Origin of the sequence: Clostridium lapidicellarium, from assembly GCF_041224415.1 — a bacterium.
Lineage (GTDB): Bacteria > Bacillota > Clostridia > Clostridiales > Clostridiaceae > Clostridium_B > Clostridium_B lapidicellarium.
The window spans coordinates 71,828-94,405 of record NZ_JBGFFE010000001.1 but is presented as its reverse complement, the minus strand read 5'-3'; the positions used below and the strand labels follow the sequence as shown (position 1 = coordinate 94,405).

The following is a 22,578-nucleotide window of genomic DNA, read 5'->3' as shown; positions in this document are numbered from 1 at the left end:
GCTCTTTCTATTTGTAAAAAACGCAGCGAAAGTTGCGTTTTTAAATTATAACAGTTAATAATATTTTTAAATAGATATCTTTCATAGAGATGTGTAAATAAAAGGAGGATTTTAAGTGAGCAGAAATGCCTTAGTAGGGAAAATTACAAAATTTGTAGGGCCCGCAATCAATAATCTGGGTTATGAACTATATTATCTGGAATTTAAAAAAGAGGGAAAAAATAATTATTTGAGAATATATATAGATAAGGAACAGGGAAACATATCATTACAGGATTGTGAGAAGGTGAGCAGGACGGTCAGTGATATACTGGACAGAGAAGATCCCATAAAGGTTTCCTACTATTTGGAGGTTTCATCACCGGGTGTTGAAAGGAAACTTTATACTGACGAGCACTTAAAAAGATATATTGGACGTGATGTGGTAGTAAACATACGGGGGATTTTAATGGGCAAGAAAAAATATGAGGGAAAACTTCTAGGATTTGATAAAAACCAGCTAAAAATTGATTGTATAGATGGGAATACTAGTATTCCCAGGGAGAAGATCTCAACTGTAAATCTGAAAGGTGATTTCTAAGGGGAGGTATATTTTAAAATGAATAAAGAATTTATAGAAGCCTTAAGAGAAATAGTTAAGGAAAAAGGGATAAGCGCAGATTTGATGTTTGCTACCATAGAAGATGCACTTGTCGCTGCTTATAAAAAAAATTACATGGGACATGGAGTAAACAGCCAAAATGTTAAGGTTACTATGGATAGGGAAAATGGAGAGATTCATGTATACTCGCAAAAAAACGTAGTTGAAGAAGTAAACGATGAAGTCGGTGAAATAAGTTTGGAGGATGCAAAAAAAATAGATCCACATTATAATATAGGTGATACGGTTAACATAGAAGTTACTCCGAAAAAATTTGGAAGGGTGGCTGCACAGGCGGCAAAACAGGTCGTTATCCAGAGAATAAAAGAGGAAGAGAGAAGAATCATATATAATGAGTTCTCGGAGAAGGAACAGGATATGGTAACGGGAACTGTTATAAGAAAAGATAAAAACAATGTACTCATTGATTTGGGAAAAACAGAAGCGGTTCTTGGCCCCAATGAACAAATACCTGGTGAGAAGTATAATTTTAACGACAAAATTAAGCTGTATATTGTAGAGGTTAAAAACACTACAAAAGGAGCCCAGATCGTTATATCAAGGACACATCCGGGGCTTATAAAAAGATTGTTTGAACTTGAGGTACCTGAGATATTTGATGGAACCGTGGATATAAAATCCATCGCAAGAGAGGCGGGATCCAGGACGAAGATTGCCGTACACTCAAATGACGAAAATGTGGATCCGATGGGAGCTTGTGTGGGACCAAAGGGAATAAGGGTCCAAAATATAGTGAATGAACTAAAAAATGAAAAAATAGATATAATAAAATGGAGTAAGCTTCCAGAGGAGTATATAGCTAATGCACTTAGTCCGGCTAAGGTTCTGGATGTGAATTTGGATGAAAACATGAAGTTCGCACAGGTGGTTGTAGACGACAATCAGCTGTCTTTGGCCATAGGCAAGGAAGGTCAGAATGTGAGATTGGCAGCCAAACTTACTGGGTGGAAAATAGATATAAAGAGTAAATCCCAGATAGAATCAAAGAATAAGGAAGATGAGAAATAGAGGTGTATGTCATATGAAAAAAAAGAAAATACCCAAGAGAATGTGTACAGGTTGCATGGAAGTAAAACCTAAAAAAGAGTTGATAAGAATAGTTAGAAACAAGGAAGGCGAGGTCTTTGTGGATCCTACGGGAAAGAAAAATGGCAGAGGAGCCTATATATGTAGAAATATCCAATGCCTTGAAAAAGCTTTCAAGAGCAACAGACTTCAGAAAAATCTTGAAGTACAGATAGATGAGGACTTGTATAACAGGCTTAGGGAACAGATAGAAAAAGAGTAAAATGTGCAGAAGAAATTATTGAGAGATATAATAAGTAGAGAAAGTTTTACTGAGATTATGGAGAAAATGAGAAACTTTAGTTTCGGAGGTGAAGGATTTGTCAAAAATAAGAATTTATGAATTGGCTAAAGAATTGAATATACCCAGTAAGAAATTAATTGAATTACTGCAGGAGGAATTTGGAGTAAAAGTAAAAAATCACATGAGTGCCATAGAAGAGGAAGATGCGGATTTAATTAAGGAATTTATGGAGGAAAGTGAGGAAAAAGGGGGAGAAAATGATAAAAAATCTCATAAGTACAGAAGCAAAGATGAGAGTACCGGAGAATCCAATAAGAAAGGTAATAGAAAGAGAGAAAAAAATTTGAAGGACAAAGATTCGGAGAAGACCGTTAAAATAGAGGATACCATAACCGTAAAGGAATTTTCAGATAAGATAGGTAAGCCATCTACGGAAGTTATCAAGCAGCTTATATTTATGGGAGTAATGGCAGCTATAAATGACGAGATAGATTTTAATACAGCCCAGAAATTAGGTGAAAAATTTGATATAACCGTGCTGAAGAAGGAAAAGAATATAGATAGGGAAGCTGTAGAACAGCAGGAAGAAGAGGAAGATGACGATATCAATTTGGAAAAAAGGCCTCCTATTATAACTGTTATGGGTCATGTAGACCACGGCAAGACTTCTCTTTTGGATGCTATAAGAAAGTCGAATGTAATTGCTACTGAAGCAGGAGGGATAACCCAGCATATAGGTGCCTACACTGTTACTATAAATGGTCAAAAAATAACTTTTCTCGACACGCCGGGACATGAAGCTTTTACTGCGATGAGGGCCAGAGGAGCTCAGATTACCGATATAGTTATTTTAGTAGTAGCGGCAGATGATGGAATAATGCCCCAGACTGCAGAGGCTATAAGTCACTGTAAGGCTGCAGATGTACCTATAGTTGTAGCTATAAATAAGATAGATAGGCCGGGAGCTAATGTAGATAAGGTAAAGCAGGAACTCATAGATTATGATTTGGTACCTGAAGACTGGGGAGGAAAAGTCATATGTATACCGGTATCTGCACGTACCAAGGAAGGAATCAACACACTGCTTGAAATGGTGCTTTTAACAGCTGAAATGCAGGAATTGAAGGCAAATCCGCATAGGAATGCCAGGGGAACTGTTATAGAAGCAAGATTGGATAAGGGAAGAGGTGCCGTAGCCACCCTACTGGTTCAAAATGGGACACTTCATGTGGGAGATTCCATAATAGTGGGAGATACCTATGGAAGAGTCAGAGCTATGTTTGACGATAAGGGAAAGAAAATTAAATCAGCAGGACCTTCAATCCCGGTGGAAATACTTGGACTTTCTGAAGTGCCTGAAGCAGGAGATAGATTTCACCAGGTTAAGAATGAAAAGACCGCAAGGGAAATAGCCAATAAAAGGAAACAAAAAGTAAGAGAAGAACATCTCCAATCTGCCCATAAAGTTTCATTGGAGAACTTATATAATCAGATAAAAGAGGGAAAAGTAAAAGAGTTGAATATAATAGTAAAGGCAGATGTGCAGGGTTCAGTAGAGGCACTGAAACAATCTCTTCAAAATCTTTCCAATGAAGAGGTGAAAGTAAGGGTTATACATGGCGCTGTTGGGGCCATAACTGAAACGGATGTGACTTTGGCTCTGGCTTCAAATGCGATAATAATAGGATTCAATGTAAGGCCCGATATAAATGCCCAGAATGCTGCTGAAAAAGAATTTGTCGATATAAAGACCTATAGGGTCATATACAATGCCATAGAGGATGTAAAGGCTGCTATGCTTGGAATGCTGGAGCCCGATTATAAAGAAGTGGTACTTGGCAAAGCGGAGATAAGGCAAACCTATAAAATATCCAGTATAGGAACCATTGCCGGCTGTTACGTGATTCAGGGTAAAATGGTGAGAAATGCTAAAGCAAGGGTGATAAGAGATGGAGTAGTTGTATTTGAATCGGAGCTTGCTTCCCTAAAGAGATTTAAGGACGATGTAAAGGAAGTTGCAGAAGGATATGAGTGTGGACTTTCCATTGACAAATTCAATGACATAAAAGAGGGAGATATAGTAGAAGATTATACTATGAAAGAAGTCAGGAAAAAACAGTTATAGATTTAAGAGGTGATATTTTGTGGCTAACTATAGAATTGGGAGAATTAATGAAGAGATGAAAAGGGAGATAAGTGACATAATCCGAAATGATGTGAAAGATCCGAGGGTAACTGCCATGGTGAGCGTCACAAGAGTCGATGTTACAAGAGATCAAAAATACGCTAAAGTCTATGTGAGTATATATGGAAAAAACAAATCAAAAGAAGAGACTTTTGAAGCTCTCAAAAATTCAGAGGGATTTATAAGGAGAGAAGTCGGGCATAGGATAAAGTTGAGGAATACTCCGGAGATAATTATGAAACTTGACGATACCATAGAATATGGAATGCACATAGACAGCATTCTTCACAAGATAAAGGAGAATGAAAAGCATGATAATGAATGATATAGTCAATAAGATAAAGAATTCTGACAATATTGCAATTACTTTTCATTCCTCCCCCGATGGGGATGCTCTGGGAAGTTCATTGGCATTATTTCAAGGATTAAGGAAAATGGGTAAGAAAGTTGAAATCCTTTCAAGGGAAAAGGTATTGGAGGATTTTGAATTCCTGCCATGCAGCGAGGAAATAAATGGACAAAATTTCAAAGCGGGACCGGATGTCCAATGTGTAATAGTGCTTGATTGTGGGGATGTAAAAAGAATAAATGCAGAATTGGATTTTGAAAACAAATCGTGTAAAATAATAAATATAGATCACCATGCAACAAACGAGCTCTATGGAAATTTTAATTATGTGGATACGAATGCAGCTGCTGTAGCGGAAATAGTATATCAGGTTCTTAAACTGATGGATGTGGAGATAGATAAAAATATAGCGGAATGTCTTTATACATCTATAATTACGGACAGTGGTTCTTTTAAATACAGCTCTACTACTGCGGTAACTCATGCCATAGCAGGTGATTTGATAAATACAGGTATAGATTTCAGTGAAATTCACAGGATTATTTTTGAAAATAAAAAGTTCCAGAGAATAAAGCTTTATGGTAGAGCAATTGACGGTATGGAACTTATAGGAGATAAGATCTGCATTATGAGGATTACCCAGGATATGCTTTCAGAAGTTGGTATGGGTTCTGAAATTGATACTTCTGATATTGTAAATATCGGCATGAAGATAGATACGGTGGAAGTGGGAATCCTGCTGAAACAGGTAGAGGATGGAATAAAGGCAAGCCTTAGATCAAAATCGAAAGTGGACGTGAGAAAGATAGCGGAAATATTTAACGGTGGAGGTCATTTAAGGGCAAGCGGCCTTAAAATTGAGGGAAAGTCCATGGATGAAGCAGGAGATATGATATTGAAGGAAGTTGAAAAAGAGTTTGCATGATGGATGGTGTTTTTAATATAAATAAGCCTGAAGGTATTACATCCTTTGATGTAGTTAGGAAAGTCAGGCATTTGTCGAAAATCAGGAAAGTAGGCCATGCAGGCACTCTTGATCCAATTGCTTCAGGAGTACTGCCATTGTGTTTAGGTGGGGCCACTAAATTTGTGGACTATATAATGAAAGATGAAAAGGTGTATTTAACTTGCATGAAACTTGGAATAAGGACGGATACTTACGATAGAGAAGGCACTGTACTGGAAATTTTAGATTTTGATTTGAGTGAAAAAGACGTAGAAGATGTCATTTTGAGCTTTGAGGGAGAAATAGAACAGATTCCTCCCATGTATTCTGCCATAAAAGTGAACGGGAAAAGACTCTACGATTTGGCAAGACAGGGAATAGAAGTGGAGAGGAAAAAGAGAAAGATAAATATATATTCTATAAAAATTTTGAATATGGATTTACCTTATGTGATATTTGAAGTAAGATGTTCTAAGGGGACTTACATAAGAAGTCTTTGCAATGATATTGGAGATAGGTTAAATTGCGGTGCTGTCATGTGGAGCTTAAAGAGGACATCTACTGGAAATTTTCATATTTCGGATTCAATTGATTTGAAAGACTTAAATAGGGAAAATATACTGCAATATATTGCTCCTGTAGATACTGCGCTTACACAGTATCCCGCAGTCAACCTGGAGGATGTGTATATAAAAAATGTCTTAAATGGTATTCCAATAGCGGACAGAATGTTTTTAGATAAGATATCGAAAAATAGATTGTACAGAGTATATATATATAAAAATGAATTTGTAGGTCTGGGCATTTATAGGACCGTTGAGTTTAAAATGGTTAAGCTATTTATTAGGAGTAATCGATTATGAAAGTTATGGAAGATAATTTTAAAGAACATTTTAGGGAAAATACATATATAGCGTTGGGAAGTTTTGATGGACTCCATCTGGGTCATATGCGCCTTATAAATAAAACAATAGAGCTTGCTAGGAGCAGTGGGGCAGAGAGCATGGTGTTTACATTTAAAAATCATCCTCTCATGACTATAAATCCTGATTTGGCGCCTAAGATTTTAATGGATAATCAATCTAAAATAGATGTATTGAGAGATGCAGGACTGGATATAATAAACATGGTAAACTTCAATAGGGAATTCATGAAAATAGGTCCTGAGGATTTTGTAGTCAACCTTTTGAATAATTACAGGGCAAAGGGTTTTGTAGTTGGTTTCAACTACAGATTTGGATATAAGAATTTGGGAGACGTGGATTTATTGAGGAAGTTGAGCAAAAAATATGAGTTCCATTTAAATGTCATTGATTCTGTAAAATATAAGGGACATGTGGTTAGCAGTTCAATTATAAGAACCATTATAGCTGACGAAGGAGATATGGGAAAGGTAAGTAAACTTTTAACAAGACCCTTTATGATACAGGGCAGGGTAATGCATGGGAAGGAACTTGGAAGAAAATTGGGATTTCCTACGGTGAACCTGGATTATGATAAGAAATTCGTAATACCAAAAGGCGGAGTATACTATACTATGGTTGAATTTGATGGAAAAATATTCAAGGGTATAACCAATGTAGGATATAACCCTACTACTTATGACAATAAACTCAGCATTGAAACCAATATGCTGGGTTTTGAGGGAGATATATATGGTAAAAATATAAAAATATATTTTATTGAAAGAATAAGAGACGAGGTAAAATTCAATAGTTTGGCTGAATTGGCCCAGCAGCTGGAGATGGATAAAATGTACGTAAATAAAAAAAATGAGAATTAATTTTAAAAATTAATTTACAATATTGAGTTTATTTGCTATAATTACAGACGTGATCCTTATGCTAAGAATTTCGACTTGCCAACGTTGTTCTTGGAATAAAGGGGATTAACAATTGGAGGTGTAACAAAAAGTGGAAAAGGCAGTTAAAGAAAAAATAATAAAAAAATATGGAAGGCACGAAGGGGATACTGGATCTCCCGAAGTACAGATAGCTCTGCTTACGGAAAGAATAAATCATTTAAATGAGCATTTGAAAGTTCATAAAAAAGATCATCATTCCAGAAGGGGTCTTTTGATGATGGTTGGTAAGAGGAGAGGTCTTCTTAATTATTTGACTAAGCAGGATATTGAAAGATACCGTGCTATTATTAAGGAATTGAATTTAAGGAAATAATCTTGGGGAGCGGGCTTTTACCGCTCTATTATTTTAATAAAATTGTAATTCATTGGAAGGAGGTATATTTTTAATGAGTGAAATAGCTCAAACTACTGTAGCAGGAAGAACTATAAAAATTGATTATGGCAAAGTGGGTAGGCTTTCTGACTGTGCCTTACTCATAAGTTATGGAGATACAGTGGTTTTAATAAATGCGAATTCTTCGGATAAACCGAGGGAAGGAGTGGATTTTTTCCCTTTAAGTATAGAATATGAAGAGAGGATGTATTCTGTTGGCAAGATCCCTGGAGGTTTTATAAAAAGGGAGGGAAAACCCACGGAAAAAGCAATACTTCATGCCAGGGCGATAGATAGGCCGCTCAGACCGCTTTTCCCGAAGGGATATAGAAATGATGTCCAGGTAGTGTGTACTATACTGTCTGTCGATCAGGATAATGTACCTGACATACTGGCTATAAATGGAGCCTCACTGGCTCTTTGCATGTCTGAAAATATTCCTTTTACTACTCCTGTAGGAGCAGTTTCTGTAGGATTGGTAGATGACAAGTTTATAATAAACCCTGATCTTAAACAAAGGGAAAAAAGCAGCTTAAATCTCACAGTTTGTGCTACTAAAGATAGAGTTATGATGGTGGAAGCTGGGGGAGATGAGATACCGGAGGACATAATGTACAACGGTATAGTGTGTGGATTTAAAGAATGTAAGAAGCTGGTGGCATTTCAGGAGGAAATAGTAAAGAAGTATGGCAAGGAAAAAGTAGAGCCTGAATTATACAAAGCAGATGAGGAACTGGAGGGCAGGGTAAGAGAATTTGCCTTTGAAATGATAAAAGATGCCATGCATATAGAGAACAGAGACAGCAGAAATGACGCACTGAAAGCTGTGGATGACAAGCTGGAGGAGGAATTCCTAGAAGATGACCCTGACAGTGAAGCTGACATTTCAGATATAGTCCATAGGATAAAGAGGGAAATAGTTAGAGATATGCTTTTAAAGGAGCATAAGAGAGTGGATGGAAGAGCATTTGACGAGATAAGGCCTATAAGCTGTGAAGTTGGAATTCTTCCCAGAACTCATGGGACCGGACTTTTTACAAGAGGACTTACCCAGGTTATGACTGTTGCCACTCTGGGTTCGCTGGAGGATGTTCAAGTATTGGACGGTGTGGGACCGGAAGAGTCTAAAAGGTATATACACCAATATAATTTTCCATCTTACAGTACGGGAGAAACAAGGCCTCTGAGGGGACCGGGAAGAAGGGAAATTGGCCACGGGGCCCTGGCTGAAAAAGCGTTGAAGCCTCTTATACCAAGTGAAGATGAGTTTCCCTATACCATAAGACTTGTATCTGAAGTATTGAGTTCCAACGGTTCCACTTCTCAGGCCAGCATATGTGGGAGTACCTTGGCTCTTTTGGACGCAGGTGTTCCGATAAAGAGACCCGCTGCAGGAATAGCCATGGGTCTTGTGACAAGCGAAGATATGTCCCAGGAAGAAATATTGACCGATATACAGGGACTGGAAGATTTCTTTGGGGACATGGACTTTAAGGTCGCCGGAACGGAAAAGGGCATTACGGCTATTCAGTTCGATACAAAGATTCACGGCTTGTCTGGCAATTGTATAAAACAGACTCTCTACAGGGCAAGAACAGCAAGATTATTTATACTTAATAAAATTCATGAATGTATTCCCGGACCCAGGGCAGAACTTTCAAAATATGCCCCGAAGGCATTTACCATGTCCATAGATCCTGAAAAAATCAGAGATGTAATAGGTTCTGGAGGAAAGGTAATAAATAAAATAATAGCTGAAACGGGAGTTAAGATAGATATAAAGGAAGATGGAAAGATATTCGTTACCTCAGCCGATGTTGAAAGTGCAAAAAAAGCATTGAAAATGATTGATGATCTTACTAAGGACGTAGTGGTGGGAGAGATATATCTTGGCAAGGTCACTAAAACAACTAATTTTGGTGCTTTTGTTGAAGTTCTTCCAGGCAAAGAGGGACTGGTTCATATTTCAAAATTGGATTTTACCAGGGTAAACAAAGTGGAAGATGTAGTTTCTGTAGGAGATAGAATATTGGTAAAAGTAACTGATATAGACAATCAGGGAAGAATAAATCTTTCTAGAAAAGATGCTATAAGAGAGTCAGAAAAAAAGAATCTCAAGGAGAAGAACATTCAAAAGAAACAGTAAAATAGAAGGGCTTAGGTGCCTTTTTATTTTTTAACAGGATTTTTTGAAATTAATCATTTATGCGAAAGGGGTGAGATCTTCTGCTGTATAATGTCAATATTTCAGCAGTAAAAAAATGTATAATGTATTTGAATTGGATAATGGACTAAGGGTTGTGGTAGAAAATATAGACTATGTGAATTCTGTAAGTGTGGGTCTTTGGATAAAAAATGGATCCAGAAATGAAGAAAAATATGACAATGGTATTTCTCATTTCATTGAACATATGCTATTTAAAGGAACAACCGATAGGACAGCACTTGAAATAGCTGAATCCATAGAAGATGTTGGAGGACAGATAAATGCCTTTACTGGGAAAGAAGCTACATGTTTTTATGTAAAGGTGCTGGATTCACATTTGGATTTAGCTGTAGATGTTCTGGCGGATATGCTGTTTAATAGTAAATTTCTTTCTGAAGATATTGAAAAGGAAAAAGGCGTTATAATTGAAGAAATAAATATGAGTGAAGATTTACCAGAAGATGTACTTTCAGATCTTCACAGCAAAGCTATGTGGGGAGAAGATTCCATATCCCTTCCTATATTGGGGAATGCAAATACTATAAAATCCTTTAATAGAGAGCAGCTTCTAGATTACATAGGTTCACACTATATACCTGAAAATTCTGTAATATCCATAGCTGGAAGAGTAGATTTAAAAAATGTAGAAAAATTGGTAGAAAAATATTTTAAAGACTGGCACGGGAAAAATAAAATTATAACCGATTATTCTTTTCCCAAATTTTTAAGTAATCATCTTTTAAAGAAAAAAGACATAGAACAACTTCATGTGAGTTTGGGAATACAGGGAGTCAAAGGCGGCAGCGATGATATATATCCTCTTTTATTATTGAACAATATATATGGCGGTGGAGCTTCTTCCATATTATTTCAAAAAATACGGGAGGAGAAAGGTCTCTGTTATTCTGTGTATTCATATCTTACTTCTTTTAATAATAACGGTGCAGTTATTGTGTATACAGGTTTGAATGCAAAATATGTTTACGATGTAATATCCAGAATAAAAGAAGAGCTGAAATTATTTTCAAAAAATGGCGTCAAGGCCGATAAATTGAAAAAATCGAAAGAACAGTTAAAGGGAAATTATATACTGGGCATGGAGAGTGTAAGCAGCAGAATGTTCAATAATGGCAAATCTCTTTTATTTAACAACAAATTGAATACTCCCAAAGGTATAATAAAAAAGATAGATGAAATAGATGAGGACACCATAGAGAGAGTTATGAAGAATACTTTTTGTAAGGGAATAGTGAATTCTGCATTTGTAGGCGGTAATATAGACACGAAAATTGTGGAAAATTTATTGGATAAAGCTGTAAAACCTTTTCAGGGATCGAAGACGACACTTATATAATTATAATGTCTGTAGAATAAGTTATATATATCATTCATAGTATGTATTATATCAATAATGAAAATATAATTGGGGGGAATACTATGGATCAAAATATAAAATATTACAGTGAAATGGAAAGATATGAAATTATAAATATAAATGATGGAAATAAATATGATTATCTTGGAAATAATGATATAATAATTGATTCTGGAGGGAATTTAAAAATATTGATTTTAAGTGACAGTAAGTCCAAATTTAGTATTTTCGGAAAAAGTGAATTTATAGAAGTTTCCTGGGAATATGTTAAAAAAATAGGAACTAAGACAATTATAATAGATGCAGAAGAAAAGAATCTCAAAAAATTACACTGAACTTGTTCATTGACAGGTTTCAAATGGGAGGGTTAAAATGAAAATACTGGTTCAAAAATTTGGCGGAACTTCCGTTTCCACTCATGAAAGAAGAAGTAGGGTGGTGGATAAGATATTTAAGGCTAAAGACAAAGGATTTCTACCTGTTGTAGTTGTATCGGCCATGGGGAGAAAGGGTCAGCCCTATGCCACGGATACATTTTTGTCTCTGGTAAGTGAAAATTTTAAAGTCAATAATCCTTTAAGTGTGGATTTACTTATGAGCTGCGGGGAGACAATAAGCACCGTTATTATTGCAGATGAGCTTTCTAAGGCGGGTATGGAAGCTGTTCCACTAACAGGAGGACAAGCAGGGATAATTACTGATGACAACTATAACGACGCTGCCGTCTTGAAGGTTAAAAAAGACAAATTAATGGACATATTGGAAAGTGGAAAAATTCCTATAGTTGCCGGTTTTCAAGGAATATCTGAAAAGGGATATGTAACTACCCTGGGAAGAGGGGGAAGTGATGTCACTGCAGCTCTTTTAGGTACTGCCTTGAATTCGGAATCAATAGAGATATATACGGATGTGGATGGGATAATGACTGCAGATCCCAGAATAGTGTCGGATGCTTCACTGATTGAAAGAATAAGTTATAATGAAGTATTTCAAATGGCAGACCAGGGTGCCAGGGTTATACATCCAAGAGCTGTGAAAATAGCCATGGATGGCAACGTGCCTTTGGTTATAAAAAATACGCTAAATGATGGGAAGGGTACTATAATAACAAATTCTGCGGTAGAAGTACCTGGTAAAGTTGTAGACAGCATAACGTCCATGGACAACAGGGTTCAGATTACGGTAAAATATAGTGAAAACAAGGATTCCCCAAATTATTATACGCTGTTGGATGGACTGGCAAATAACCTTATAAGTCTTGATCTCATAAATGTATTTCCATATGAAGAAGTATTTACTATAGATGATGTGGATATGGACAATTTTGATATAGTGATGAAAAATCTCGGACTTAACTATACTGCCATAAGGGGATGTACTAAAATATCACTTATTGGCAGTGGCATGAGAGGAGTGCCGGGTGTTATCGCAAAAATATTGAAAGTACTGTTTGAGGAAAATATAAAAGTACTCCAGACTGCCGATTCCCATACTACTATATGGTGCCTTGTAAAAAGCGACATGGCGGGCAGGGCTATAAACGCCCTTCACAGGGAGTTTTTGTCAGATAAAAGATAAAGGGTATATGAATCTCCTAAAATGCATAAAATAAGTTCGTTTAAGGAGGAGATTTAAATGCCAGATAAAAACAGTCAATTGCAAAACATAAAAGAGCTGGGAGCACTTAATATTCCACAGCAGAAGGATAGTCCAATTCAGATACTTCCCATAATAGGACAGATAGAAGGTCATATGGTACTGCCTGCTGAAACAAAAACTACCAAATACGAGCATGTGATACCAAATTTGATTGCTGTTGAAAGCGACAGTAATATAAAGGGACTGCTTGTGGTTTTGAATACTGTAGGCGGTGACGTAGAGGCTGGTCTTGCAATAGCGGAGATGATAAGAAGTCTGAGTAAACCCACGGTATCTCTTGTTATAGGAGGAGGACATTCTATTGGTGTACCTCTTGCCACGGCATCCGATTACTCTTTTATATCTCCTACAGCTACTATGATTGTGCATCCGATAAGGATGACGGGAATGGTGATTGGGGTTCCTAAGACCTTTGAATATTTTAGTAAAATGCAGGATAGGATAAATGAATTTATAGTGAGGACATCTAAAATAACTGAAAAAAAATTAATTGAATTGATGCTTCAGACAGATGAGCTGCTAAATGATACGGGAACCATACTAATTGGTAAACAGGCAGTACAGCAGGGGTTGATTGATGAAGTGGGAGGAATAAGCAAAGCTCTCAAGAAATTAAATGAAATGATAAAATGATTGAGTTTGCTACCATAGGACTTATCCTGTGGCTACTTCTGCTAAACAGAAGTTTGCTCAAAAAATTATTAAAGGAAAAAAGAAAATAGTGTAGAATATCTACTAGGGTATACACTAATCATTTTTATAACTTAAATTAAATATTTCTTTTCACTTGAAGGAGGTGGTAACATATGTCTAGAAGTAAAAAAAAGCAGGAATATATTTTTAACAGGGATGTAAAAGGCATATTGCTTACTACATTGGGAATACTTATGGTAATAAGTGTATTTTCACCATCTTCCTCTGGAATAGCCGGGAGATTCGTAAAAAGACTTTTGATGGCTGTATTTGGACTGGGATGTTTTATTTTTCCAGTACTTATAATACTCACAGGATGCTGTTTTATTGTAAAAAGGGATAAGGTGAATTTCAGTAAGAAATTTTATGGAATTTTACTTTTCATTGTGAATACCCTCCTAGTTATACAGATGCTGGTAATGCCTGAATATTATTCCGAACGTGATTTATTTTTGGGAATAAGAAAATTATATAGTTCGAACACCGTATTTCATGGAGGAATAATAAGTTTTTTGATAGATGTTCCGTTATATAAGCTGTTTGGAAATATGGGGTGCTATATTATATTTGCAGCCCTTTATATAATTTCATTTATAATTATAAGTAAGATCACTATATATGATATACTACATAAATTAAAAATGATTTTCTCGAAAAAGAAGAGAAAAACCAGTAAGAATATTAAAATTAAAGAAAACAATAAGGCGGGAGATGAAGAATTAGAGAGCAGTAATGGCGGTGCTGAAAGAAATGAGAAAGCTGATTTTATTAAAAATCTAAATAACAGAATAAAGATATTGGATTTTATGAAATCTTCAGATCCAAAAGAAGAAAATAGCATGGGTAAATATTCACATGCCGGTACAGAGTTAAACAGCTTTGAAAGTGGCAAAAATGGTTCCGCTGAGAATAAGTCGGATTCCATAAATGAAGAGCTGGATAAGAAAATGACGGAAAGCGGGAAAAATCAAAACTCTTCGTATAAATTTCCCCCTGTAAATCTGCTGAATCAAAATATACAGTCCAAATTGAACAAGCAGGATAAAAGGGAACTTATAAATAGTGCAAATAAACTAGAAGAAACCTTGGCCAGCTTTGGTGTGGACGTAAAGGTGCTCCAGGTAAGCAGGGGGCCTTCTGTAACTAGATTTGAAATCCAGCCAAGTCCCGGGACTAAAGTAAGTAAGATCGTAAACTTGTCCGATGACATAGCTCTTGGGCTTGCTACTTCGGGGGTTAGAATAGAAGCACCTATACCGGGAAAATCCGCTATTGGAATAGAAGTTCCCAACAGGGAACTCACGCCGGTATATTTGAGGGAAGTTGTGGAATCTCATGAATTTATAGATTCAAAGGGCAAACTTACTTATTGTCTGGGAAAGGATATAGGTGGAAACTGCATTGTATCGGATCTTACAAAGATGCCGCATATACTCATAGCAGGTGCTACAGGGTCAGGTAAAAGTGTTTGTATAAATACTCTTATAGTGAGTTTGCTGTATAAGTATTCACCTGATAATGTTAAATTTTTGATGGTGGATCCCAAAGTGGTTGAACTGAGTGTGTACAATGGGATACCTCATTTGCTCATACCTGTGGTGACAGATCCTAAGAAAGCTGCAGGAGCCTTGAATTGGGCTGTCCAGGAGATGAACAGGAGATATAAGCTCTTTGCAGATAACAGTGTTAGAAATATAGAGGGGTATAATGAATTATTTAAAAATAAAAAAGTAGAGAGCAAAATGCCATTCGTGGTAATAATAATCGATGAGCTTTCGGATTTGATGATGGTATGTCCAAATGAAGTGGAAGATTATATAGGACGTCTTGCACAGATGGCAAGGGCTGCAGGAATGCATCTGGTTATAGCTACACAAAGGCCTTCCGTAGATGTGATTACAGGGGTGATAAAAGCCAACATCCCTTCCAGAATATCATTTGCAGTATCCAGCCAGATTGACTCAAGGACTATAATTGACAGCAGCGGGGCGGAAAAACTCCTTGGAAAGGGAGATATGCTGTTTTATCCTGTGGGAGAAGCAAAACCTATGAGAATACAAGGAGCTTTTATATCGGAAAATGAAGTTGAAAAAGTTGTGGATTATATAAAGAACAGACAGGGTGAACCTCAATATGAAGATAAGATAATAGAGCAGATAGACACCAATACAGCTAAAACAGATGGAGACTATGACGAGCTTCTCGACGAAGCTATCAAAATTGTATTGGATGCGGGACAAGCTTCCACGTCACTGCTTCAAAGAAGACTCAGAATAGGCTATAATAGGGCAGCTAGAATAATGGAGCAAATGGAAGAAAGAGAAATAATATCAAAAAAGGATGGAAGCAAACCCAGAAAAATACTTATTGACAGAAAGGATTGAATAGTGGAATTTATATATATAGTTTATTCTGGGAGTTGAAAAATTTTCACATAAAGGTTAAATTATATATTGTGTCAGGTAAAACTGGAATTGGATATTTAAAAATGTTTTAATAGGGGGAAATCTAGTGGATAAGTTGAGAGTTGGGCTGATAAGTTTGGGCTGCGATAAGAATAGAGTAGATTCTGAAATAATGTTAAATAATATTGAAACAGAGTATACTTTGGTGAAAAATTTGAAATCGGCCGATGTTATAATTGTGAATACATGCGGTTTCATAGAGGCTGCCAAACAAGAGTCCATAGATACTATACTTCAAATGTCGAATTATAAGGTGGAATTCAACTGCAAGCTTCTGGTAGTTACTGGATGCCTAGCTCAAAGGTATGGAAGGAAGCTCATGTCGCTGCTGCCGGAAATAGATGTGATGCTTGGAGTAAATGATTATGATAAATTGAATGATAATATAAAGAAGTGCATTGAAAATACGGATGATAAAATTTATAATTGTGATTACAGTGATTCAAATATAAATGAAGGCGAGAGAAAACTTACCACTCCTTTTTACAGCGCTTATTTAAGAATTGCCGAGGGATGCGACAATTCTTGTACTTATTGTATAATTCCAAAAATTAGGGGAAAATATAGAAGTAGGAGTATGGAAAGTCTGCTGAGAGAATGCAGCTCTCTTGCTTCGGAAGGCGTTAAGGAGATAATAATTATTGCCCAGGATACTACTGAGTATGGAGTTGACATATATGGCAGGGAAATGCTTCCTGAACTCATCAGGAAGGTGTCTCAAATTGACGGAATAGAATGGATCAGACTTCTTTATTGTTATCCTGAGGAAATAACAGATGCTCTCATAGATGAAATTGCTTCCAACGATAAAGTGTGCAATTATATAGATATACCTCTTCAACACATAAGTGACAATATATTGAAAGCTATGGGAAGAAAAGGCAGAAAGAAAGATATAATGGAAATTATAGATAAACTCAGAGCAAATATTAAGGATATTTCCATTAGAACTACCATGATGGTAGGGTTTCCAGGAGAGACCGAAAGTGATTTTGATGAGCTGAAGGGATTTATAAAATACGCAAAGTTTGAAAATATGGGAGTGTTCAAGTATTCGAGAGAAGAGGGAACTGCAGCTTTTAAGATGAAGGATCAGGTTCCGGAAGAATTGAAATCTATAAGAAAGGGAGAGCTGATGCTGCTCCAGCAAAAAATTGTTGAATCGGCTGGAAAAAGTAAAATAGGAAAGGTATATAAAGTAATTGTAGAGGGCAAGAAGGGAAATTTATGGTATGGAAGAAATTATGAAATGGCTCCAGACATAGATGGGCTTGTATATATAAAATGTGAAAGTGAATTGGAAAGAGGTACTATGATTGATGTAAAAATAATTCGTAGTATTCAATATGATTTGTTGGGAGTTGTATGTGATGAACTTGGCGAATAAACTTACAATACTTAGAATGTTGCTGATTCCATTTTTCCTGATATTCATGGCTGTAAAGGATATGCCATATGGGAAAATTATTGCAATAGCTATATTTATATTGGCATCAATAACAGATAAATTAGATGGGTACATAGCTAGAAGTAGAAATCAAGTTACTAAATTTGGTAAATTCATGGATCCTCTAGCAGATAAGCTTTTAGTTACTGCAGCCCTTATATCTCTGGTGGAATATCATATAATACCGACCTGGGTGGCCATGATAATAATAGCCAGAGAATTTGCGGTAACTGGTCTTAGAGCAATTGCAGCATCGGAGGGAGTTGTAATAGCCGCAAGCCCCTGGGGAAAAGCCAAAACTGTGACTCAGATACTGGCGATAATACTTGCACTTATAAATTTGGATTATAACCACGTATCTTTTGGGTTATTGAGGAGTCTATGGGATCATCCCCATAAAGTTTTGAACTGTATTACTTATGTTGCCATGACCATAGCAATAGTTATGACGGTTATTTCGGGTGTGGATTATTTTGTCAAAAATAAAGAGGTATTCAAGTCGGATAAATAGTGAACTGTTGATTAAGATCTAATTATGTTGTACATAATTAAAATATATTTCAGATATAAATTGTTGATTAAATATGTTGACTAGTTGAAGTGGATAGTATATAATTTATTTAGAACATGCGTTCGTATAAGGGAGGAAGTGATCTTTTGTCAAAATTAAGTGATGAAAAGTTACAGGCTATAGAATCTGCCATGGGACAGATAGAAAAACAATTTGGAAAAGGTGCTGTAATGAAATTGGGTGAAAACAGCGTGTTGAATGTGGATGCTATTTCTACAGGATCTTTGGATTTGGATATAGCGCTAGGTATTGGTGGAGTGCCTAGAGGAAGGGTAGTGGAAATATTCGGACCTGAATCTTCAGGAAAGACCACTGTTGCACTTCATATAATTGCAGAAGCACAAAAGGCAGGTGGGGCGGCAGCTTTTATAGATGCAGAGCATGCATTAGATCCCAGTTATGCAAAAAATTTAGGCGTAGATATAGAAAATTTAATTGTATCCCAGCCGGACAGCGGCGAACAGGCTCTTGAAATTGCAGAAGCACTGGTGAGATCAAATGCAATAGATGTCCTGGTAGTGGATTCAGTGGCAGCTTTAGTTCCAAAAGCTGAGATAGAAGGCGAGATGGGAGATCCTCATGTGGGACTTCAAGCAAGACTTATGTCCCAGGCACTTAGAAAACTTACATCTTCTATAAACAAGTCCAGATGTGTAACTATATTTATAAATCAATTGAGAGAAAAAGTAGGGGTCATGTTTGGAAATCCCGAAGTCACTCCTGGCGGAAGAGCCCTCAAATTTTATGCTTCTGTTAGAATGGATGTAAGGAGATCTGATGCTATAAAGCAGGGAGATACTATAATAGGCAATAGGACGAGGGTAAAGGTAATAAAGAACAAAGTGGCTCCGCCATTTAAACAGGCTGAGTTTGATATAATGTACAATCACGGTATTTCTAAAGAGGGAAATGTGCTTGATGTTGGAGTAAGAGAAGGGCTAATACAAAAAAGCGGCTCATGGTTTTCCTATAAAGAAACCAGGCTCGGCCAAGGTAGGGAAAATGCAAAGCAGTTTTTAAGAGAAAATCCTGATATTTCCTTTGAAGTGGAGAGTAAAATAAGGGAAAAATATAATTTGCCTGAATTAAAAAAACCTTCTATAAATGGCAAAAGGGAGAAAGATCCCAAGGCAGGCACTAAGAAAAATGAATCAAACAATTCTTAGTGATGGTAGAGTTGTCTGTAAAATCGCAGGTATTTGTCCTGCGATTTTGTTGATAAGATTGATTAAAATGTGTAAATTCTATCTGAACTCAAGAATTGCTTATTATCTGGAATAAGATGTATATAACTTGACAATAATTAAAATATAATATAAAATTAAGACAAATTCTGGTTTATCGTATATTTAGGAATTGCCAATTGAATAATATGACACCTTTTCTATGCTTGCATATTTAACTGTGATATATAAATAGATTTTATAATAGTAAAATAGAAGCAAAGGAGGTGTTCATGTGAATTCCGTGATAATATATGAGATTATTGCTGGTATACTAATAGCAATTGCCCTATTGTGTGAATTTAAAATTAGCAAAAATAAGGTAGATGCTATAAAATCACAGACTCAAAATGAGTCTAATAGATTAAAGGAAGAGGCTAAACGGGAAGCTGAATCCAAAAAAAAGGAAGCTATACTAGAGGCTAAAGAAGAAATTCATAGATTAAAAAATGATGTTGAAAAAGAATCTAGAGATAGGAGAAATGAATTACAAAGGCTGGAGAGAAGATTAATACAGAGGGAAGAATTGCTTGATAAAAAAAGTGATGCTTTTGAAAAAAAAGAAATTAATCTGGATAAAAAACAGCAGGAAGTCGGTAAGTTACAGTCAAAGGTAGATGAATTATATCAGAAACAAAGGGAAGAACTTGAGAAATTATCAGGTTTGAGCTCGGAGGAAGCCAAGGATATTTTATTAGAAAAAGTGAAAAAAGAAATAAAACATGAATCTGCTATGATGATTAAAGAAACTGAAACCAAAGCTAAGGAAGAAGCGGATAAGAAAGCTAGAGAAATTATAACTTATGCTATTCAAAGATGTGCTGCGGATCACGTAGCTGAAACAACAGTGCATGTTGTAAATCTGCCCAATGATGAAATGAAAGGAAGGATAATAGGGCGAGAGGGAAGAAACATAAGAGCTCTTGAAACTTTAACAGGTGTGGATCTGATAATAGATGATACACCTGAAGCAGTAATATTGTCGGGATTTGATCCTATAAGACGAGAAGTTGCAAGAATAGCGCTGGAAAAACTTATAATTGATGGAAGAATACATCCGGCTAGAATTGAAGAAATGGTTGAAAAAGCCAAGAAAGAACTGGAAAGCGATATTAAGGAAGAAGGGGAACAGGCTACTTTTGAGACAGGTGTCCATGGACTTCATGTAGAATTAATAAAATTATTAGGTAGGTTGAAATATAGAACCAGTTATGGTCAGAATGTCTTAAAACACTCTATAGAAGTTGCACATTTAGCAGGTCTTATGGCTTCAGAAATTGGTGTGGATCCCACAACAGCCAAAAGGGCTGGACTGCTTCATGATATAGGAAAAGCTGTGGATCATGAAATGGAAGGGCCACATGCTATTATAGGTGCGGAAGTTGCTAAAAAATATAGAGAATCGCCGGTAATCGTAAACGCTATTGCGGCTCACCATGGAGATGTAGAATTTCAATCTTTAGAAGCGGTGCTTGTTCAAGCGGCGGATGCAATATCTGCAGCAAGGCCAGGAGCTAGAAGAGAGACATTAGAGGCTTATATTAAACGCTTAGAAAAATTAGAACAAATAGCAAATACATGTGAAGGCGTAGAAAAGTCATATGCCATTCAAGCGGGAAGAGAACTTAGAATTATAGTTAAACCAGAAGATATTGACGATGCAGGGGCCTTTGAAATGGCAAGGAACGTAGTTAAAAAAATAGAAAACGAACTTGAGTATCCTGGTCAAATTAAGGTAAATGTTATTAGAGAAACCCGTGCAATTGAATATGCAAAATAGTAGATAAAATTTTTATTGAAAAGAAACCTTCCTTTTAGGTTTTGTAACCTTTACAAAACCTAAAAGGAATTTTTGATCTTTTGTAGAATACTTATATATAACAACAATAATAAACAACAATAAACAAAGATACTATTATATTATATAGGAGGGTTATTATGGAAGTATTAAAGGTTTCAGCAAAATCAAGTCCTAATTCAGTTGCAGGAGCATTAGCAGGGGTTTTAAGAGAAAGAGGAGCGGCAGAGATACAGGCTATAGGTGCAGGAGCATTGAATCAGTCGGTTAAAGCTGTAGCTATTGCAAGGGGGTTTGTAGCACCCAGTGGAATCGATTTAATATGCATTCCAGCGTTTACGGATATTGAAATAGATGGAGAGGAAAGAACTGCAATTAAACTTATTGTGCAGCCTAGATAAAAAATAAATTTTGCGTTTATGTTGGACTTGCAGATTTGTCTTTATGATTTATCTCAAGTCCTTTGTGTAATTTGAAGAGTCATTATGTTGACTATATGAAATACTGTGTTAAAATGTAAAAAGATATACAGTAATTTTAATAGTTGTGATAGTTTTATGTATAAAGTTTGGAGGAAAGATTATGGCGGCAGCAGTTGAGCTGATGAGACCTAAACAGTGGATTAAGAATTTTTTCGTATTTGCAGCAATCATTTTTTCAGGAAATTTTCTAAAATTAAACTTACTGAAAATCAATGTGATAACTTTTGTTCTGTTTTGTTTTACCTCTTCTATAATCTATATATTAAATGATATTGTGGATATTGAAAAAGATAAATGCCATCCAAGTAAAAGGAAAAGACCTCTTCCAAGTGGACGTATATCTAAGAGGACAGCAGTTGTTTTAGATATTGTACTGTTTATTTTGGTGGTATTTTTTTCCTGCATTTTTTTAAATGTAAAAATTTTATCGATATATTTAATATATATAGCGGTAAATATATGGTATTCTTTTATGCTCAAAAATTTAGTAATAATAGATGTTATGACTATTGCCTTTGGATTTGTTCTCAGAGTTGCAAGCGGAAGTTTGGCTACGGGGGTACAAGTATCACCTTGGCTTATTTTATGTACGGTGCTTTTATCCTTGTTTTTAGGACTTAACAAGAGGAAAAGTGAAATTATAGCTTTGAAAGACAAGAGCACTTCTTCCAGAAGAATACTTGAAAAATATTCTGTAAGAAATATCGACAAAATGCTTACTATAGTTAACCCATCCACATTAATGGCTTACTGCCTTTATACTTTTTCTTCTACACAGAGCAGAACGATGATGCTCACTATACCATTTGTATTATATGGGATATTTAGATATGAATATTTAATGGACAGGGAAAACATAGGAGAAAAACCGGAAGATGTATTTGGAAGGGATGTACCATTTTTAATAAATATACTACTGTGGATAATAGCTGTTATAATTATAATATATCTTAAACTGTAGGCAGAAGGGAA

21 protein-coding genes are annotated in these 22,578 nt (G+C 35.9%); all 21 read left to right on the top strand.

The annotated features are described in order from the left end of the window. Nucleotides 1-115: 115 nt before the first annotated feature. On the top strand, nt 116-580 hold the full coding sequence (gene rimP / locus AB8S09_RS00465) for a ribosome maturation factor RimP (RefSeq protein WP_294180501.1): 465 nt from the start codon (nt 116-118) through the stop codon (nt 578-580). 18 nt (nt 581-598) lie between these two features. Next, nucleotides 599-1,669, top strand: coding sequence for a transcription termination factor NusA (gene nusA / locus AB8S09_RS00460; RefSeq protein ID WP_294180502.1), 1,071 nt, complete (start codon nt 599-601; stop codon nt 1,667-1,669). A gap of 13 nt (nt 1,670-1,682) precedes the next feature. Then, nucleotides 1,683-1,949, top strand: a complete 267-nt coding sequence (gene rnpM / locus AB8S09_RS00455) for an RNase P modulator RnpM (RefSeq protein WP_294180504.1) — start codon at nt 1,683-1,685, stop codon at nt 1,947-1,949. 97 nt (nt 1,950-2,046) lie between these two features. Then, a complete protein-coding gene (gene infB, locus AB8S09_RS00450; protein ID WP_294180505.1) occupies nt 2,047-4,095 on the top strand; it encodes a translation initiation factor IF-2 in 2,049 nt (682 codons plus the stop codon). A gap of 19 nt (nt 4,096-4,114) precedes the next feature. Further along, nucleotides 4,115-4,480 carry a 30S ribosome-binding factor RbfA gene (gene rbfA, locus AB8S09_RS00445; protein ID WP_294180507.1) on the top strand — a complete coding sequence of 122 codons (366 nt, stop codon included), beginning with the start codon at nt 4,115-4,117 and terminating at the stop codon, nt 4,478-4,480. Then, a complete protein-coding gene (locus tag AB8S09_RS00440; RefSeq protein ID WP_294180509.1) occupies nt 4,467-5,429 on the top strand; it encodes a DHH family phosphoesterase in 963 nt (320 codons plus the stop codon). The genes rbfA and AB8S09_RS00440 overlap by 14 nt, the downstream gene beginning before the upstream one ends. After that, nucleotides 5,429-6,313, top strand: coding sequence for a tRNA pseudouridine(55) synthase TruB (gene truB, locus AB8S09_RS00435; RefSeq protein WP_294180656.1), 885 nt, complete (start codon nt 5,429-5,431; stop codon nt 6,311-6,313). The genes AB8S09_RS00440 and truB overlap by 1 nt, the downstream gene beginning before the upstream one ends. Continuing rightward, on the top strand, nt 6,310-7,233 hold the full coding sequence (locus AB8S09_RS00430; RefSeq protein WP_294180511.1) for a bifunctional riboflavin kinase/FAD synthetase: 924 nt from the start codon (nt 6,310-6,312) through the stop codon (nt 7,231-7,233). The genes truB and AB8S09_RS00430 overlap by 4 nt, the downstream gene beginning before the upstream one ends. A 130-nt stretch (nt 7,234-7,363) precedes the next feature. Then, the gene (gene rpsO, locus AB8S09_RS00425; RefSeq protein ID WP_294180513.1) at nt 7,364-7,627 is read left to right on the top strand and encodes a 30S ribosomal protein S15; all 264 of its coding nucleotides are present in this window, start codon (nt 7,364-7,366) and stop codon (nt 7,625-7,627) included. Between the two features lie 73 nt (nt 7,628-7,700). Next, complete coding sequence (locus AB8S09_RS00420) at nt 7,701-9,833, top strand: polyribonucleotide nucleotidyltransferase (RefSeq protein ID WP_294180514.1); 2,133 nt, start codon at nt 7,701-7,703, stop codon at nt 9,831-9,833. 115 nt (nt 9,834-9,948) lie between these two features. Further along, complete coding sequence (locus tag AB8S09_RS00415; protein WP_294180516.1) at nt 9,949-11,247, top strand: M16 family metallopeptidase; 1,299 nt, start codon at nt 9,949-9,951, stop codon at nt 11,245-11,247. A gap of 83 nt (nt 11,248-11,330) precedes the next feature. Next, complete coding sequence (locus tag AB8S09_RS00410) at nt 11,331-11,603, top strand: YlmC/YmxH family sporulation protein (protein ID WP_294180518.1); 273 nt, start codon at nt 11,331-11,333, stop codon at nt 11,601-11,603. A gap of 37 nt (nt 11,604-11,640) precedes the next feature. Next, nucleotides 11,641-12,846, top strand: a complete 1,206-nt coding sequence (dapG, locus tag AB8S09_RS00405; RefSeq protein ID WP_294180519.1) for an aspartate kinase — start codon at nt 11,641-11,643, stop codon at nt 12,844-12,846. A 57-nt stretch (nt 12,847-12,903) separates the two neighbouring features. Further along, nucleotides 12,904-13,560 (top strand): ClpP family protease, encoded by a 657-nt coding sequence (locus tag AB8S09_RS00400; protein WP_294180521.1) that lies wholly within the window; start codon nt 12,904-12,906, stop codon nt 13,558-13,560. 173 nt (nt 13,561-13,733) lie between these two features. Beyond that, nucleotides 13,734-16,004, top strand: a complete 2,271-nt coding sequence (locus tag AB8S09_RS00395) for an FtsK/SpoIIIE family DNA translocase (protein WP_369868308.1) — start codon at nt 13,734-13,736, stop codon at nt 16,002-16,004. Between the two features lie 127 nt (nt 16,005-16,131). Next, nucleotides 16,132-17,472 (top strand): 30S ribosomal protein S12 methylthiotransferase RimO, encoded by a 1,341-nt coding sequence (rimO, locus tag AB8S09_RS00390; protein ID WP_369868307.1) that lies wholly within the window; start codon nt 16,132-16,134, stop codon nt 17,470-17,472. Further along, nucleotides 17,456-18,043 carry a CDP-diacylglycerol--glycerol-3-phosphate 3-phosphatidyltransferase gene (pgsA, locus tag AB8S09_RS00385; protein WP_294180527.1) on the top strand — a complete coding sequence of 196 codons (588 nt, stop codon included), beginning with the start codon at nt 17,456-17,458 and terminating at the stop codon, nt 18,041-18,043. The genes rimO and pgsA overlap by 17 nt, the downstream gene beginning before the upstream one ends. Nucleotides 18,044-18,159: 116 nt before the next feature. Then, nucleotides 18,160-19,269, top strand: coding sequence for a recombinase RecA (recA, locus tag AB8S09_RS00380; protein WP_294180529.1), 1,110 nt, complete (start codon nt 18,160-18,162; stop codon nt 19,267-19,269). Between the two features lie 292 nt (nt 19,270-19,561). Next, complete coding sequence (rny, locus tag AB8S09_RS00375) at nt 19,562-21,106, top strand: ribonuclease Y (RefSeq protein ID WP_369868306.1); 1,545 nt, start codon at nt 19,562-19,564, stop codon at nt 21,104-21,106. 158 nt (nt 21,107-21,264) lie between these two features. Beyond that, nucleotides 21,265-21,525 carry a stage V sporulation protein SpoVS gene (spoVS, locus tag AB8S09_RS00370; RefSeq protein ID WP_294180531.1) on the top strand — a complete coding sequence of 87 codons (261 nt, stop codon included), beginning with the start codon at nt 21,265-21,267 and terminating at the stop codon, nt 21,523-21,525. Between the two features lie 181 nt (nt 21,526-21,706). Further along, nucleotides 21,707-22,567, top strand: coding sequence for a decaprenyl-phosphate phosphoribosyltransferase (locus AB8S09_RS00365; protein WP_294180533.1), 861 nt, complete (start codon nt 21,707-21,709; stop codon nt 22,565-22,567). Nucleotides 22,568-22,578: the final 11 nt, after the last annotated feature.

What these genes read in the sequence shown, in the direction of transcription:
- nusA (WP_294180502.1), top strand. Translation starts at nt 599, where the DNA reads ATGAATAAAGAATTTATAGAAGCCTTAAGAGAAATAGTTAAGGAAAAA.
- rnpM (WP_294180504.1), top strand. Translation starts at nt 1,683, where the DNA reads ATGAAAAAAAAGAAAATACCCAAGAGAATGTGTACAGGTTGCATGGAA.
- AB8S09_RS00440 (WP_294180509.1), top strand. Translation starts at nt 4,467, where the DNA reads ATGATAATGAATGATATAGTCAATAAGATAAAGAATTCTGACAATATT.
- truB (WP_294180656.1), top strand. Translation starts at nt 5,429, where the DNA reads ATGGATGGTGTTTTTAATATAAATAAGCCTGAAGGTATTACATCCTTT.
- AB8S09_RS00430 (WP_294180511.1), top strand. Translation starts at nt 6,310, where the DNA reads ATGAAAGTTATGGAAGATAATTTTAAAGAACATTTTAGGGAAAATACA.
- AB8S09_RS00420 (WP_294180514.1), top strand. Translation starts at nt 7,701, where the DNA reads ATGAGTGAAATAGCTCAAACTACTGTAGCAGGAAGAACTATAAAAATT.
- AB8S09_RS00415 (WP_294180516.1), top strand. Translation starts at nt 9,949, where the DNA reads ATGTATAATGTATTTGAATTGGATAATGGACTAAGGGTTGTGGTAGAA.
- AB8S09_RS00410 (WP_294180518.1), top strand. Translation starts at nt 11,331, where the DNA reads ATGGATCAAAATATAAAATATTACAGTGAAATGGAAAGATATGAAATT.
- dapG (WP_294180519.1), top strand. Translation starts at nt 11,641, where the DNA reads ATGAAAATACTGGTTCAAAAATTTGGCGGAACTTCCGTTTCCACTCAT.
- AB8S09_RS00400 (WP_294180521.1), top strand. Translation starts at nt 12,904, where the DNA reads ATGCCAGATAAAAACAGTCAATTGCAAAACATAAAAGAGCTGGGAGCA.
- AB8S09_RS00395 (WP_369868308.1), top strand. Translation starts at nt 13,734, where the DNA reads ATGTCTAGAAGTAAAAAAAAGCAGGAATATATTTTTAACAGGGATGTA.
- pgsA (WP_294180527.1), top strand. Translation starts at nt 17,456, where the DNA reads ATGAACTTGGCGAATAAACTTACAATACTTAGAATGTTGCTGATTCCA.
- recA (WP_294180529.1), top strand. Translation starts at nt 18,160, where the DNA reads ATGCGTTCGTATAAGGGAGGAAGTGATCTTTTGTCAAAATTAAGTGAT.
- spoVS (WP_294180531.1), top strand. Translation starts at nt 21,265, where the DNA reads ATGGAAGTATTAAAGGTTTCAGCAAAATCAAGTCCTAATTCAGTTGCA.
- AB8S09_RS00365 (WP_294180533.1), top strand. Translation starts at nt 21,707, where the DNA reads ATGGCGGCAGCAGTTGAGCTGATGAGACCTAAACAGTGGATTAAGAAT.